The sequence below is a fragment of the Brucella anthropi genome (genome assembly GCF_046630315.1).
GTDB lineage: Bacteria > Pseudomonadota > Alphaproteobacteria > Rhizobiales > Rhizobiaceae > Brucella > Brucella anthropi_A.
Genome location: NZ_LQBD01000011.1, coordinates 76,191 through 90,272 on the forward strand (window position 1 = coordinate 76,191; position 14,082 = coordinate 90,272).

The window sequence follows — 14,082 nt, forward strand, 5'->3', positions numbered from 1 at the left end:
GCCGTCAAGCTTTCCTTCGCGCGTGCAGATGTGCGACAAGCCCTTGCGTGGATGCGTCGCGGCCTTCGCTCGTCTCCTCGCCCGAAACGACCGGCAGAAGTTCGGTGGCGAGTTCCTTGCCAAGCTCGACGCCCCATTGATCGAAAGCATTAATGCCGAAAATCTGCGCCTCGACAAATACGCGGTGCTCATAGAGCGCCACCAGACGCCCGAGCGCAAACGGGTCAAGCTTGTCATGAACCAGCGTCAGTGACGGGCGATTGCCGGAGAAAACGCGATGCGGCGCAATGCGCTCGACCTCGCTTTCCGGCAGGTTCTTCGCCTTCAACTGCGCGCGCGCCTCATCCAGCGTGCGACCCTTCATCAGGGCTTCCGACTGCGCAAGGCAATTCGCCAGCAGCATTTCATGCTGATGGTCGAGATGCTTCTCGTGCCCCTTGGCCGCAACAATGAATTCAAGCGGGATCGTATCCGTGCCCTGATGCAGAAGCTGGAAGAAAGCGTGCTGGCCGTTCGTTCCGGGCTCACCCCACACAACCGGGCCGGTGGGACCGGACACGGGCTTGCCATCGACCGTGACGCTCTTGCCGTTCGATTCCATGTCCAGCTGTTGCAGATAGGCCGGGAGACGGGCCAAGCGCTGGTCGTAGGGAATGATTGCACGGCTGCCATAGCCGCAGATCGCACGATGCCAATATCCGATGAGGCCAAGCCAGACCGGCAGATTTTTTTCCAGCGGCGCATCGCGGAAATGCACATCCATCGAATGCGCCCCTGCCAGAAACTTGCGGAAATCATCCGGCCCAATCGCAATCATCACCGGCAGGCCGATGGCCGACCACACCGAATACCGTCCGCCGACCCAGTCCCAGAAACCGAAGACCCGGTCTTCGGCTATGCCGAAGGCAGCCACCTTGTCCAGAGCGGTCGAGACAGCCGCAAAATGCGCGCCCACAGCCGCTTCGCCCAGCGCATCCGCCACCCATTGGCGCGCGGCCTGCGCATTGGTCATGGTTTCGATGGTTGTGAATGTCTTGGACGCGATGATGACAAGCGTTGTCGCCGGATCAAGAACACCAAGCGTATCGGCAATATGCGCGCCGTCGATGTTGGAGACGAAATGCGCGCGCGGACCGTCATGATATGGGGAGAGAGCCAGAGTTGCCATGACCGGCCCGAGGTCGGAACCGCCGATACCGATATTGACGATATCGGTGATTTTCTTGCCCGTCACGCCCTTGATCGCGCCTGACCGGATGCCATCGGCAAATGCCGCCATACGGTCGAGCACTTGCTTCACATCCGGCAGAACATTGTGACCGTCGACGAGCACTTCCTTCGAGGACGTATCGCGCAGCGCGACGTGGAGAACGGCGCGGTCCTCGGTATTGTTGATATGCTCGCCTGCGAACATCGCCGCCCGACGGCCTTCCACATCGGCGGCAAGGGCAAGGTCCTTGAGAAGCCCGATCGTTTCGTCGTTGACCCGGCATTTCGACCAGTCGAACAAAAGGTCATCCAGGGAGAGCGAATACCGCTCGAACCGGCCGGGGTCCGATCTGAACGCCGCGCGCATATCGCGCGGGGCCGAATCTGCCCAGTGCTTTTTCAGCCTTGCGACCGTTGCCTCAAGCTTCGTCGCGTCTCTTGCCATGATGCTACTCCCGAATCAAATCGATTTAATTGCGGATATTAAGCGCTTTAGAGAGGATTTGCGGCAAATAAATTACCGAACTTCCAATTTGGACAGAGTGTCATATACACCATACTGATCAATTTAGAGCGGTTCCGGCTAACACCAAATCGTCGGAATCACTCTAATGTCTGTTTAGTCGCATGTCTTTATCCCGAAACCGGTCTCACTTTCGGGAGAGATGCTCAAGGATGATCCACCCCGGAGTGAAGCATGGACCTGACCGGAGAAGAACGGATTGCAGCGCCCCGCCAAGCGGTCTGGGATGCGTTGAACGATATTGAAACGCTGAAATCCTGCATTCCCGGCTGCGAGGATATCGAGCGTATTTCGGAGAAAGAAATACGCGCCGCCCTCAAGGTCAGTTTCGGCATCCTGAAAGTCCGCTTTCACGGCATTCTGGAACTGTCGGATATGAAGCCGCCGGTGTCCTATACGATCTCCGGCCATGGCGAAGGCTCGATAGCCGGGTTTGCGCATGGCGCGACCGATGTGCGTCTTGACGAAGATGGCGACGATACGATCCTATCCTACGCCATACGGGGAGATGCGGGCGGCAAGGTGGCGCAGATCGGCACCAAACTGCTCGGCTCGGTCGCGCGCAAAATCGCAGACCGCTTCTTTGCCAATATCGCCGAAGCGGCGTCCAATGCCGCCGCAAAAACGACCTGATCCCGCTTCATCCCTTATACAATCGATCGTTCGGCCCGTAATCGTTTCTGAAAGCCATCGGCATGAAACCGAAAGATGTCGCGACTTATATTTTCCTAGCCGTAGCATGGGGACTATCGTTCCTGGTGGTCCTGCGCGTGGTGGAAGCCTTTGGCTGGGCTGGCGCGGTCGCTTTCCGCTCCTTCATTGCGGCGGGAACGCTTTTTGCAATCGCGAAACTCTCCGGACGCAGGCTCGATTTTCACGCCGGCTGGAAACCTTTCGCGGTTGTCGGCGCAACGACGGTTGCGGGGCAACTGATCGGCCTTTCCTACGGCACACCGCTGATCGGTACGGCGATGGCTGCGATCTGCGTAGCCTCCATTCCGCTTTTCTCGATGGTCATCAGCCAGCTCTGGGGTCTTGAACGCATTACCTCGCGCGGCCTCATCGGCCTGCTGCTCGGCGTCACCGGCATCGTGCTGCTGGTCGGCTTCCCGGCGGTTGCCGTCACGCCTGCCTTCGTCATGGGCTGTATCGCCGTGCTTTTCTCCTGTTTTTCCGCGGCTTTCGGCAGCAATTATGCCAGCCGCCGCCTTTCCGGCACCGGCTCATGGGAAACCACGATTGGCGCATTCGTCTTTGGCGGCATCCTCAGCCTGCCGCTGATCTTCGCCGTTCCCGTGCCAACAATGCCGGGGCCGGTCGATTTCATCTATCTGCTGATTTCAGCCTGCGTGATGAGCGCCCTGACCTATGTGCTTTATTTCAGGCTGGTTGGAAATGTCGGGCCGACAAAAGCCATCAGCGTTGAATTCGTCGTGACGGTGATCGCGGTTCTGGTCGGGGCGGTGTTCCTCAAGGAACAGTTGTCGTTCATCCAGTTTGTCGGGGCTGCCATCATTATTGTCGGCTGCGCTCTGGTGCTGAGCGCCCGCCCCGCGCTGCCAAAGGAAGCCGAAGCGTTCCCGGCCCCGCAAATGACGGCGGAACCGCAACCGCTGAAGTCCGACCCGCTTTGATCTTGCATTCCGGCTCAATGGCAAAGGCCCGCCCTTTCACAGCCGGGCCTTTTGCTATTTCTGGTGCCTCATAGTCATAAATTGACCAGATGATAAAAAATTTGACCTTCCGTAAAAATCTGTCATCCTGTCATGAACAGGCACCACGCGACGGCAAAGATCGCAGCCTGGAAGAGTTGCGGCGCGCAAAGGGAACCCGCGCCAAAACGCAAGCAAAAATGGGAGATGCGATCGATGAGATCAGCAGAGAATTCACCTATTGATGCAGTCGAACATCCGGGACACGCCAACGGACCTGACATTCGCGGGGGACGGCTTGAAAAAGCCGATTACGCGCATGTTTTCGACGATCTGCATCCGCCGCTTACCAGACATGAGGCTCTGGTCGAATCGGACCGCTGCTATTTCTGCTATGACGCACCCTGCATGAATGCCTGCCCGACCGGCATCGATATTCCGCTGTTCATCCGGCAGATCAATGCGGGCAATCCGGTGGGGGCCGCGAAGACCATCCTTTCGGAAAACATTCTGGGCGGCATGTGCGCCCGCGTCTGCCCGACGGAAACACTCTGCGAGGAAGTGTGTGTCCGCGAGACTTCGGAAGGCAAGCCGGTCAAGATCGGCGAATTGCAGCGCTATGCCACCGATGTCCTGATGGAAACCGGCAATCATCCGTTCCGGCGCGCGCCCGAAACCGGCAAGCACATTGCCATTGTGGGCGCGGGCCCGGCGGGCCTCTCGGCTGCGCACCGCCTTGCCATGTATGGCCATCAGGTGACGATTTTCGAAGCCCGCCCCAAGGGCGGCGGTTTGAATGAATATGGGATTGCTGCCTACAAGACGGTCAATAATTTCGCGCAGCGCGAACTGGAATTCGTGCTGAAAATCGGCGCGATCACCATCGAATATAACCAGACGCTCGGTCAGGACATCACCATCGAGGCGCTGAAGGCTGGTCATGATGCGGTTTTCCTCGGCATGGGTATGCCGGGCGTCAATGATCTCGGCCTTGCTGGCGAAGATGCGCCCAATGTCATCGATGCGGTGGACTATATCGCCAATCTGCGTCAGGCAAAGGACCTCGCGTCGCTTCCCGTCGGGCGCAATGTGGTGGTTATCGGCGGCGGCATGACCGCAGTGGATGTTGCCATCCAGACCAGAAAGCTCGGCGCTGAAAATGTGACCATCGTTTATCGCCGCGGTCAGGAAAACATGAATGCCAGCGCCTATGAGCAGGAACTGGCGCAGATTCATGGTGTAATGATCCGTCACTGGTTGCAGCCGCACGCCCTTGAACGGGGCGAAGACGGCACGGTCAATGCCGTGGTCTTTGAATATACGGCCAATGAAGGCGGCAAGCTTTCCGGCACCGGCGAATATCTCATTCTGGAAGCCGATCAGGTCTTCAAGGCCATCGGCCAGAAATTTGAACCGGAGCCGCTGGGCGGTTCCGGCATTGCGCTTTCCAAGGGGCGCATCAGCGTCGATGAAGAACGGCGCACCTCCGTCGAGGGCATATGGGCCGGAGGTGACTGCGTTGCGGGCGGTCAGGATCTGACCGTTGCATCCGTGGAAGACGGCAAGATCGCCGCCGAATCCATCCATGCGGCCCTGACCAAACGTCCCGAGGCGATTGAGGGTTTTGCCGATGCGGTGCTTTCCGGCGGCGCGCTTCACACAGCTGCAACACCCGCTTCTCGTGATAGCAATGTCCATTTGGGCCAGGAACAGGGTTGAGGAGAGTAAGAATGGCTGATCTTTCAACGAATTTCCTCGGTATCGAGTCTCCAAACCCGTTCTGGCTGGCTTCGGCCCCACCAACCGACAAGGCCTATAATGTCGAGCGTGCCTTCAAGGCCGGCTGGGGCGGTGTGGTCTGGAAAACGCTGGGCGCGGAAGGGCCGCCGGTGGTCAATGTCAATGGTCCGCGCTATGGCGCGATCCATGGCGCCGACCGGCGCCTGCTCGGTCTCAACAATATCGAGCTGATTACCGACCGGCCGCTTGAAGTGAATCTGCGCGAAATGAAGGAAGTGAAGATGCGCTGGCCCGACCGCGCATTGATCGCCTCGATCATGGTGCCATGCGAGGAAGAGGCATGGAAGGCCATCCTGCCTCTGGTGGAGGAAACGGGGGCTGACGGCATTGAACTGAATTTCGGCTGTCCGCATGGCATGAGCGAGCGCGGCATGGGGGCGGCTGTCGGCCAGGTGCCGGAATATGTCGCCATGGTGGTGAAGTGGTGCAAGCAATACAGCCGTATGCCGGTGATTACCAAGCTGACACCGAACATCACCGATATTCGCAAACCAGCCCGGGGCGCCCATGCGGCGGGCACGGATGCCGTGTCGCTGATCAACACGATCAACTCCATCATCTCGGTCGATCTCGACAGCATGTCGCCGGTTCCCTCCATTGACGGGCGCGGCAGTCACGGCGGCTATTGCGGACCGGCGGTCAAGCCGATTGCGCTCAACATGGTGGCGGAAATCGCACGCGATCCTGAAACGCACGGCCTGCCGATCTCAGGCATTGGCGGCATAACCACCTGGCGCGATGCGGCGGAGTTTATCGCGCTTGGCTGCGGCACGGTTCAGGTCTGCACGGCTGCCATGACCTATGGCTTCAAGGTCGTTCAGGAAATGATCGACGGCCTTTCCGACTGGATGGACTCCAAGGGCTATCAAACACTCGACGATTTCCGCGGCATGGCCGTGGGTCAGGTCAGCGACTGGCAGTATCTCAACCTCAATTACGTCACCAAGGCACGGATCAATCAGGATCTCTGCATCAAATGCGGCCGTTGTCATATTGCCTGCGAGGATACCTCGCATCAGGCGATCACCAATCTGGTCAATGGCGCGCGCCACTTCGAGGTGATCGATGAGGAATGCGTCGGCTGCAATCTCTGTGTCAATGTCTGCCCGGTCGAGGATTGCATCACCATGGAGCAGATCGGTGGTGTCGATCCGCGCACAAGGGAACCGATCCCGGCGCAATATGCCAACTGGACGACCCATCCGAACAATCCGATGGCCGTCAAGGAAGCCGCGGAGTAAAACCGGAACGCCGGGCAAAAACCCGGCGTTTTATTATGGTGCTGAATGGTTGGCGGCTGACGCGGGTGCCTTTTTCCGGCTCGAACACATGGCCGGTTGCCGGATCGATTGTGGTTGTCGGCGCGCCGCCGGACATTCGCAAAACAGGCAGCCTGTCAGGCCGCGTCCTGAAACTGATCCCAGGCGCGCAATGCATCCGCCGCATACATGAGAGCGGGGCCGCCGCCCATATAGACGCACATGGCCATGACTTCCGCGATTTCCTCGCGCGTCGCGCCAAGCTCTTTCAGCGCCTTGGCGTGGAAGCCGATGCAGCCGTCGCAACGCTGCGTAACGCCGATCGCCAGCGCGATCAACTCCTTGGTCTTCTTGTCAACAGCGCCATCCGCCGTCGCGGCCCTGGAGAGCGCATAAAAGCCCTGCATGGCATCAGGCGCAAGCTTGCGCAACTCGCCGGTATAGGCCGAAATATCCTTCGTGAGACTGCGGTAATCCTTGGTCATTTCCGTACCATCATCCTTGCCTTGATTGGCCTTTCAATTTATAATTATCTCATATCATATTTTTATGAATTGTAAAGGGCTATGATGCCGACCATGGAACTGACAGACAGAATGCCGCAGAAGGCTGCGGAGGTGGCCAATTTTCTGAAGGGACTTGCCAATGAGCATCGGCTGCTCATCCTGTGCGTGCTGGCCGGCGGCCCGCACAGCGTCACCGATCTCATCGAAAAGACCGGCATCGCCCAGACATCCATGTCCCAGCATCTGGCAAAGCTGAAAGAAGAAGGGATCGTGCAGTTCGAGCGCGATCACCGCACGCTTTATTACTCCATCGCCCATCCGGCGGTGATGGAAATCATGACCGTGCTTTACGCAAGTTTCTGTGCGGCGGAGGCGTGACCGGCGCGTTCAGGCAAACCGAGCCTGAACGGCTTGCGACAGGGCAGCCACGGGGCGCGTTGTATCGCCCGGCGGATTCCACAGAAGCTCCTCGATCTCGCTTGAGGCGACCGGCACCTGACCGTCGTTCAACGCAAGATGAAACAATTCCGCCTCGACCGTCGCATCGGTTTCGTTGGCGGCGGGCGCCGACATCCTTGCCGCATAGCGCAGCTGGCTCTCGTCGATGCGGATGCCCAGCTCTTCCTCGATCTCCCGCACCAGTGCAGTCTCCGGCTGCTCGCCTGCATCGATCTTGCCGCCGGGCTGGAAGAATATCTCGCTGCCGCGCTTGCGCACGAGCAGGAAACGGCCCGCCTCATCGCGGACAATGGCTGCTGAAATTCGAATCGTCTTCATGATGACGGATTTTCGTTCCGGGGGCGGATGCCGTCAAGAATGATGGCGCTCACCGCCTGGGCCGTTTCGTCATAAAACCCCGGCTCCTGCGAGCGTTGTCCGAGAATTGCCCCGACCTGCACGGAGAAATCCGAATAATGCTGTGTGACCGCCCATATGGTGAAAATCAGATGATAGGGATCGACCGGCGCCAGACGCTTTTCAGCTATCCATCGATGGATGACCGCTGCCTTCTCATCGACCAGCTGCTTCAGATGTCCTTTCAGGAAATCGGAAATTGCCGGCGCGCCATGCAGAATCTCATTGGCAAAAAGCCGCGAGGCTTCCGGTTTTCTCGCCGACATTTCCAGCTTCAAGGCGATATAGCGGCGCAACTCTTCCAGCGGATCGCCATCCGGATCGATATGTTCGAACGGCTCCAGCCAGGTGGCGAGCGTATCCTCCAGCACGGTCACATAGATGTTCTGCTTGCGCGGGAAATAATACAAAAGGTTCGGCTTCGACATGCCCGCCTTCTCGGCGATCTGATCGACCGTGGAACCGCGAAAGCCGTAAGCGGAAAAGACTTCCAGCGCCGCATCCAGGATAAGCCTGCGATTGATGCCCTGAATGCGCGTCGCGCCTTCCGACTTGTCGTTTGCCGTACGGCCATTGGGGGAATCCGAAGGCGCTGTGGCCATATGACACCTTTCAGCAGTGTAGAATTTTTCAAAAGCGCTTGACCATATTCAAACGCTCTTCTAGCCTGCAATTTGACCAACTAGTCAAGTTTTTGCCGGCAAGGCAAGAATATTGTGGCCAAAGAGCCGGGTCGTGGGAACATATCGGCGGGTGAATGCGGGCTGGAAACATGATGGTCCGGATTTGAACGCATATACAGAATGCGGAGGCAGAGCGCATGGTGCTCACCAGCAATCTCAGAGTCAATGGCGATCGTCTGTGGGACAGCCTCATGGACATGGCGAAGATCGGCCCCGGCGTGCGCGGCGGCAACAATCGCCAGACGCTGACCGATGAGGACGGCGAAGGCCGCAAGCTTTTCCAGAACTGGTGCGAAAAGGCCGGGCTTTCCATGGGCGTGGACACCATGGGCAACATGTTCTTCACCCGCCCCGGCGAGGATGCCGACGCCGACCCGGTCTATATGGGCAGCCATCTCGACACGCAGCCGACAGGCGGCAAGTTCGACGGCGTTCTGGGCGTGCTGGGCGGGCTGGAAGTCATGCGCACGCTCAACGATATGAATATCAGGACCAGGCGGCCCATCGTCGTGGTCAACTGGACCAATGAGGAAGGCACGCGCTTTGCCCCCGCCATGCTGGCCTCCGGCGTATTTGCGGGCGTTCTCGATCAAGATTGGGCCTATGACCGCACCGACGCCAAGGGCAAGAAATTCGGCGACGAACTCACCCGCATCGGCTGGAAAGGCGACGAGCCCGTGGGCAGCCGCAAGATTCATGCGATGTTCGAGCTTCATATCGAACAGGGGCCGATCCTCGAAGCGGAGCACAAGGATATCGGGGTCGTCACCCATGGCCAGGGGCTCTGGTGGTTGCAGGTGACGCTGACCGGCAAGGAAGCCCATACCGGCTCCACGCCGATGAAGATGCGCAAGAATGCAAGCCTCGGCCTCGGCAGGCTTCTGCAACTGGTCAACGAGATTGCCATGGCGCATCAGCCGGATGCGGTGGGCGGCGTCGGCCATATCGACGTATCGCCCAATTCGCGTAATGTGCTGCCGGGCCAGATCGTGTTCACGGTCGATTTCCGCTCGCCCAACCAGGCCACGCTCGACGACATGAAGGCGCGTTTTGAACGGCAAGCACCGGTGATCGCGGAGGAACTGGGCATCGGCATCGAGATCGAGGTGGCGGGCCATTTCGACCCCGTGACCTTCGACACGGGCTGCGTGGAAGCCATTCGCAACGCGGCCGAACGGCTGGGCTACAGCCACCGCAACATCGTTTCCGGCGCGGGGCACGATGCCTGCTGGGTCAATCGCGTCGCACCGACAGCCATGGTCATGTGCCCTTGCGTGGATGGGCTCAGCCATAATGAGGATGAGGATATTTCAAAGGAATGGGCGTCGGCGGGAACCGACGTGCTTCTGCATGCTGTATTGGAGACTGCTGAAATCGTAAGCTGAACCTCCCAATACCGCTGTTCGCAACAAAACCAACAAGGGGAACGAACAATGGCCAAGACCGGGGCAAGCAAAGTCATCAAGGGCGGCACCGTCATCACGGCTGACCGCACGTTCAGGGCGGATGTTCTTATCGAAGACGGCAAGATCGCCGCCGTCGGCGACGGCCTCGACGGCCTCGACGGCGATGAGGTCATCGACGCATCCGGCTGCTATGTCATGCCGGGCGGGATCGACCCGCACACCCATCTGCAAATGCCCTTCATGGGCACCTATTCTTCCGATGATTTCGACACCGGCACTGCGGCGGCACTTGCGGGCGGCACGACGATGGTGGTCGATTTCGTCCTGCCGGATTCCGAGGGCAATCTTCTGGATGCGCTTCAGGAATGGTTCCAGAAGGCGGGCAAGGCGCGCACCGATTATTCGTTCCACATGGCCATCACCGGCTGGAACGAGCGCACCTTCAACGAAATGGCCGAAGTGCTGAAGCGCGGCATCAACACGTTCAAGCATTTCATGGCCTATAAGGGCGCGCTGATGGTGAATGACGACGAGATGTTCGCCTCGTTCCAGCGCTGCGCGGAACTGGGGGCCATGCCGCTCGTCCATGCGGAAAACGGCGATATTGTCGCGCAATTGCAGGCAAAACTCATGGCCGAAGGCAATGACGGGCCGGAAGCCCATGCCTATTCCCGCCCGCCGGAGGTGGAAGGCGAAGCCACCAATCGCGCCATCATGATCGCCGATCAGGCGGGCGTGCCGCTTTATGTGGTGCATGTTTCCTGCGAGCAGAGCCATGAAGCGATCCGCCGCGCCCGGCAAAAGGGCATGCGCGTGTTCGGCGAACCGCTGATCCAGCATCTGACGCTGGATGAAAGCGAATATCACAATCGCGACTGGGACTATGCGGCGCGGCGCGTGATGTCGCCGCCGTTCCGCGACAAGCTCAATCAGGACAGCCTGTGGGCGGGCCTCGCCGCGGGTTCGCTGCAAGTGGTGGCGACCGACCATTGCGCCTTCACCACCGAGCAGAAACGCTATGGCATCGGCAATTTCACCAAGATTCCGAACGGCACCGGCGGGCTGGAGGAGCGTATGCCGGTTCTGTGGACGCGCGGCGTGCGAACGGGCCGCCTGACGCCCAATGAGTTCGTGGCCGTCACCTCCACGAACATCGCGAAAATCCTCAACATCTATCCGCAGAAGGGTGCCGTGGTGCCGGGCGCGGACGCCGATCTCGTCATATGGGACCCGGAGGCGACCAAGAAGGTTTCCGCCAAGACGCAGCATTCCTCCATCGATTACAACGTGTTCGAGGGTTTCGAGCTGAAGGGCCTGCCGATCATGACGCTGTCGCGCGGACGGATCGCCTTCAACAAGGGACAGGTGACGGCGGAACCGGGCGACGGGCGCTTCATCGAACGTGAGCCGAACGGCGCGGTCAATCGCGCGCTGTCGCAATGGAAGGAAATCGTCGCGCCGCGCAAGGTGGAGCGCAGCGCCGAACATATGCCGATAGGGGTCTGATGCGATGACCATGGCTCAGCTTCGGGAAGTGCATATGATGAACGTCAATAGCATGGCCCCGGAGCGGGGCCCGAAAGCAGACGGGACCGTCATCGACATCAACGATCTTTCGCTGGTGTTCGAGACGAATGACGGTCCGGTCCATGCGCTTTCAAACATCAATCTCGCCGTGGAGCGCGGCGAGTTCGTTTCCTTCATCGGCCCTTCGGGCTGCGGCAAGACCACGCTGATGCGCGTGGTGGCCGATCTGGAGCGGCCAAGCTCCGGCAAGGTCACGGTCAATGGCAAGACGCCGGAACAGGCCCGCCTCGACCGCTCCTACGGCTATGTGTTTCAGGCGGCAGCGCTTTTTCCATGGCGCACCATTGAAGACAATATCAGCCTGCCGCTCGAAATCATGGGCTTTTCCAGGGCCGAGCGGCGTGAGCGGATCGAGAAAAATCTCGCGCTTGTGAACCTTGCGGGCTTCGGCAAGAAATATCCGTGGCAGCTTTCCGGCGGCATGCAGCAGCGGGCATCGATTGCCCGTGCGCTGTCCTTCGATCCGGACATGCTGCTGATGGACGAGCCCTTCGGCGCGCTGGACGAGATCGTGCGCGACCATCTGAACGAGCAGCTTCTGAAACTGTGGGCCGCCACGCGCAAGACCGTGATCTTCGTCACGCATTCCATTCCCGAGGCGGTGTTCCTTTCCACGAAGATCGTGGTGATGAGTCCGCGGCCGGGCCGCATCCATGAAATCATCGAATGCGATCTGGGGCCGAACCGCCCGCTGGAAATCCGGGAATCGGAAGCTTTTCTCAAAATCGCCCATCGCGTCCGCGAGGGGCTTCGGCTGGGGCACATCCATGAGTGACGGATATCGCACCCACCTTTGCAGGAGGACGCCATGAAAGCCTTCCTGCGTGATAAGTTCATCCCGGTGACAACGATCCTCATCGTCGTCATTGCGCTGTGGTATGCGCTGGCGGCGTTCCTCAACGCGCCGTTTGAACGCGACCAGGCGGCGCGCGCGGGAACGGAAATTTCCTTCTCCACGCTCATTGCCAACACCATGAGCCAGGACCGCCCGGTCCTGCCCGCCCCGCATCAGGTGGCGGAAGAAATCCGGAAAAGCGTGTTCGGCGTCAGGCCGACCTCCAAGCGCAGCCTTGTCTATCATGGCTGGGTGACGCTTTCCTCCACCCTCCTCGGCTTCATCATGGGGTCGGCGCTGGGTGTGCTCCTTGCGGTCGGCATCGTCCATTCGCGCACGCTCGACAAGAGCCTGATGCCATGGATCATCACCTCGCAGACGATCCCGATCCTCGCCATCGCGCCGATGATCATCGTGGTGCTGAACGCCATCGGCATATCCGGCTTGTTGCCGAAGGCGATCATCTCGACCTATCTTTCCTTCTTCCCCGTGGCCGTGGGCATGGTGAAAGGCCTGCGCTCGCCGGATGTGATGCATCTCGACCTCATGCGCACCTATAATGCCTCACGCGCGCAGATATTCTGGAAACTGCGCTGGCCCGCCGCCATGCCGTTTCTCTTCACCTCCATGCAGATCGCCGTCGCCATCAGCCTTGTCGGGGCGATTGTCGGCGAATTGCCGACCGGCGCCGTGGCGGGGCTTGGCGCGCGCCTGCTTGCCGGCTCCTATTACGGACAGACGGTGCAGATATGGGCCGCACTGGTGGCCGCAGCCCTGATGGCGGCGGTCCTTGTGGCACTGATCGGCGTTGCCGCCGGGGCCGTCAACCGGCGCATGGGCGCCAAGCCGGAAAGGGCGGCGGCATGATGACCGGCATTTTCTCCATCCTCGCGCTGATGGCCGTTTCATGGTTCATCGTCGGCGGCGTGGCAAGCCTCAAGGCGCGCACGGCGCACGGCCAGAAACTGCTCGACATTGCGGTGCCGGCACTTTTCGGCATCGCCATGCTGGTGCTGTGGGAGGCGACGGTCCGGCTTTTCGCCATACCGTCCGTCCTCCTGCCCGCCCCTTCGGCGATCTGGGCGCGCATCGTCGATTCCGTGCCGATCCTCTGGGCGGATTTCCGCCAGACATTCCTCAAGGCCGTCATCATCGGCTATGTGGCGGGCTGCGGGCTTGGCTTCATCACCGCCATCATCGCCGACCGCATTCCCTTTCTGCGCAAGGGTCTGCTGCCGCTCGGCAATCTGGCGGCGGCGCTGCCCATCGTCGGCGTCGCGCCGATCATGGTGATGTGGTTCGGCTTCGACTGGCAGTCGAAAGCCGCCGTCGTCATCATCATGACCTTCTTTCCCATGCTGGTGAACACGGTTGCCGGCCTTGCCAGCACCGGGGCGATGGAACGCGACCTGATGGAAACCTATGGCTCCAATTACTGGCAAACGCTTTTCAAGCTTCGCCTGCCCGCCGCCCAGCCCTTCATCTTCAACGCGCTCAAGATCAATTCCACCCTCGCCCTGATCGGCGCCATCGTGGCGGAGTTTTTCGGCACGCCCATCGTCGGCATGGGTTTCCGCATCTCGGCCGAGATCGGGCGGATGAATGTGGACATGGTCTGGGCGGAAATATTCGTGGCCGCTCTCGCGGGGTCGCTCTCCTACGGGCTGATCGCGCTGATCGAGCGCAGGACGACATTCTGGCATCCCTCCTACAGACGAGGATAAGCCTGAATATTCGGCATTCGCAAAAATAAGGCGAAGCCGTCAA

At 59.8% G+C, this 14,082-nt stretch carries 14 protein-coding genes; 10 read left to right on the top strand and 4 right to left on the bottom strand.

Annotation, left to right across the window (positions count from 1 at the left end; translation table 11 throughout):
- Positions 1–4: 4 nt before the first annotated feature.
- A complete protein-coding gene (pgi, locus tag AVM02_RS07850) occupies positions 5–1,654 on the bottom strand; it encodes a glucose-6-phosphate isomerase (protein WP_411506412.1) in 1,650 nt (549 codons plus the stop codon).
- Positions 1,655–1,906: 252 nt separating this feature from the next.
- Here pgi and AVM02_RS07855 point away from each other — a divergent pair, with 252 nt between their 5' ends.
- The 4 genes from AVM02_RS07855 to preA all read left to right on the top strand — a co-directional run bounded on the left by AVM02_RS07855 (position 1,907) and on the right by preA (position 6,425).
- A complete protein-coding gene (locus AVM02_RS07855; RefSeq protein ID WP_411506413.1) occupies positions 1,907–2,365 on the top strand; it encodes an SRPBCC family protein in 459 nt (152 codons plus the stop codon).
- 62 nt (positions 2,366–2,427) lie between these two features.
- Positions 2,428–3,366, top strand: a complete 939-nt coding sequence (locus tag AVM02_RS07860) for a DMT family transporter (protein WP_411506414.1) — start codon at positions 2,428–2,430, stop codon at positions 3,364–3,366.
- Between the two features lie 225 nt (positions 3,367–3,591).
- The gene (locus AVM02_RS07865; RefSeq protein WP_411506415.1) at positions 3,592–5,103 is read left to right on the top strand and encodes an NAD(P)-dependent oxidoreductase; all 1,512 of its coding nucleotides are present in this window, start codon (positions 3,592–3,594) and stop codon (positions 5,101–5,103) included.
- Positions 5,104–5,114: 11 nt separating this feature from the next.
- Positions 5,115–6,425 (top strand): NAD-dependent dihydropyrimidine dehydrogenase subunit PreA, encoded by a 1,311-nt coding sequence (preA, locus tag AVM02_RS07870; RefSeq protein ID WP_411506416.1) that lies wholly within the window; start codon positions 5,115–5,117, stop codon positions 6,423–6,425.
- Positions 6,426–6,580: 155 nt separating this feature from the next.
- On the opposite strand, the gene AVM02_RS07875 is transcribed toward preA, so the two are convergent.
- A complete protein-coding gene (locus AVM02_RS07875) occupies positions 6,581–6,928 on the bottom strand; it encodes a carboxymuconolactone decarboxylase family protein (protein WP_411506417.1) in 348 nt (115 codons plus the stop codon).
- Positions 6,929–7,021: 93 nt separating this feature from the next.
- Here AVM02_RS07875 and AVM02_RS07880 point away from each other — a divergent pair, with 93 nt between their 5' ends.
- Positions 7,022–7,327 (top strand): ArsR/SmtB family transcription factor, encoded by a 306-nt coding sequence (locus AVM02_RS07880; RefSeq protein ID WP_411506418.1) that lies wholly within the window; start codon positions 7,022–7,024, stop codon positions 7,325–7,327.
- Positions 7,328–7,336: 9 nt separating this feature from the next.
- Here the strand turns inward: AVM02_RS07880 and AVM02_RS07885 are convergent, their stop codons facing one another.
- Together AVM02_RS07885 and rutR are read right to left on the bottom strand one after the other, a co-directional pair.
- A complete protein-coding gene (locus tag AVM02_RS07885; RefSeq protein ID WP_411506419.1) occupies positions 7,337–7,726 on the bottom strand; it encodes an NUDIX hydrolase in 390 nt (129 codons plus the stop codon).
- Positions 7,723–8,406 carry an HTH-type transcriptional regulator RutR gene (gene rutR / locus AVM02_RS07890; protein ID WP_411506420.1) on the bottom strand — a complete coding sequence of 228 codons (684 nt, stop codon included), beginning with the start codon at positions 8,404–8,406 and terminating at the stop codon, positions 7,723–7,725. Before rutR ends, AVM02_RS07885 begins: the two co-directional genes overlap by 4 nt.
- A 218-nt stretch (positions 8,407–8,624) precedes the next feature.
- On the opposite strand from rutR, the gene AVM02_RS07895 reads away from it, so the two are divergent.
- From AVM02_RS07895 to AVM02_RS07915, 5 genes are read left to right on the top strand one after another with little or no spacing between them, the layout of a single operon-like run.
- Complete coding sequence (locus tag AVM02_RS07895; RefSeq protein WP_411506421.1) at positions 8,625–9,872, top strand: Zn-dependent hydrolase; 1,248 nt, start codon at positions 8,625–8,627, stop codon at positions 9,870–9,872.
- Positions 9,873–9,920: 48 nt separating this feature from the next.
- Positions 9,921–11,399 carry a dihydropyrimidinase gene (gene hydA / locus AVM02_RS07900; protein ID WP_411506422.1) on the top strand — a complete coding sequence of 493 codons (1,479 nt, stop codon included), beginning with the start codon at positions 9,921–9,923 and terminating at the stop codon, positions 11,397–11,399.
- A 52-nt stretch (positions 11,400–11,451) separates the two neighbouring features.
- Positions 11,452–12,255, top strand: a complete 804-nt coding sequence (locus tag AVM02_RS07905; RefSeq protein WP_411506439.1) for an ABC transporter ATP-binding protein — start codon at positions 11,452–11,454, stop codon at positions 12,253–12,255.
- Positions 12,256–12,288: 33 nt separating this feature from the next.
- A complete protein-coding gene (locus tag AVM02_RS07910; RefSeq protein ID WP_411506423.1) occupies positions 12,289–13,182 on the top strand; it encodes an ABC transporter permease in 894 nt (297 codons plus the stop codon).
- The gene (locus AVM02_RS07915; protein WP_411506424.1) at positions 13,179–14,039 is read left to right on the top strand and encodes an ABC transporter permease; all 861 of its coding nucleotides are present in this window, start codon (positions 13,179–13,181) and stop codon (positions 14,037–14,039) included. The genes AVM02_RS07910 and AVM02_RS07915 overlap by 4 nt, the downstream gene beginning before the upstream one ends.
- Positions 14,040–14,082 lie beyond the last annotated feature (43 nt).

Bases quoted from the DNA above. Each gene is read 5' to 3' on its own strand.
- AVM02_RS07855 (WP_411506413.1), top strand. From the start codon at position 1,907: ATGGACCTGACCGGAGAAGAACGGATTGCAGCGCCCCGCCAAGCGGTC.
- AVM02_RS07905 (WP_411506439.1), top strand. From the start codon at position 11,452: ATGGCCCCGGAGCGGGGCCCGAAAGCAGACGGGACCGTCATCGACATC.
- hydA (WP_411506422.1), top strand. From the start codon at position 9,921: ATGGCCAAGACCGGGGCAAGCAAAGTCATCAAGGGCGGCACCGTCATC.
- AVM02_RS07885 (WP_411506419.1), bottom strand. From the start codon at position 7,726: ATGAAGACGATTCGAATTTCAGCAGCCATTGTCCGCGATGAGGCGGGC.
- AVM02_RS07865 (WP_411506415.1), top strand. From the start codon at position 3,592: ATGCGATCGATGAGATCAGCAGAGAATTCACCTATTGATGCAGTCGAA.
- AVM02_RS07875 (WP_411506417.1), bottom strand. From the start codon at position 6,928: ATGACCAAGGATTACCGCAGTCTCACGAAGGATATTTCGGCCTATACC.
- AVM02_RS07910 (WP_411506423.1), top strand. From the start codon at position 12,289: ATGAAAGCCTTCCTGCGTGATAAGTTCATCCCGGTGACAACGATCCTC.
- rutR (WP_411506420.1), bottom strand. From the start codon at position 8,406: ATGGCCACAGCGCCTTCGGATTCCCCCAATGGCCGTACGGCAAACGAC.
- AVM02_RS07860 (WP_411506414.1), top strand. From the start codon at position 2,428: ATGAAACCGAAAGATGTCGCGACTTATATTTTCCTAGCCGTAGCATGG.
- AVM02_RS07895 (WP_411506421.1), top strand. From the start codon at position 8,625: ATGGTGCTCACCAGCAATCTCAGAGTCAATGGCGATCGTCTGTGGGAC.
- pgi (WP_411506412.1), bottom strand. From the start codon at position 1,654: ATGGCAAGAGACGCGACGAAGCTTGAGGCAACGGTCGCAAGGCTGAAA.
- AVM02_RS07915 (WP_411506424.1), top strand. From the start codon at position 13,179: ATGATGACCGGCATTTTCTCCATCCTCGCGCTGATGGCCGTTTCATGG.
- AVM02_RS07880 (WP_411506418.1), top strand. From the start codon at position 7,022: ATGGAACTGACAGACAGAATGCCGCAGAAGGCTGCGGAGGTGGCCAAT.
- preA (WP_411506416.1), top strand. From the start codon at position 5,115: ATGGCTGATCTTTCAACGAATTTCCTCGGTATCGAGTCTCCAAACCCG.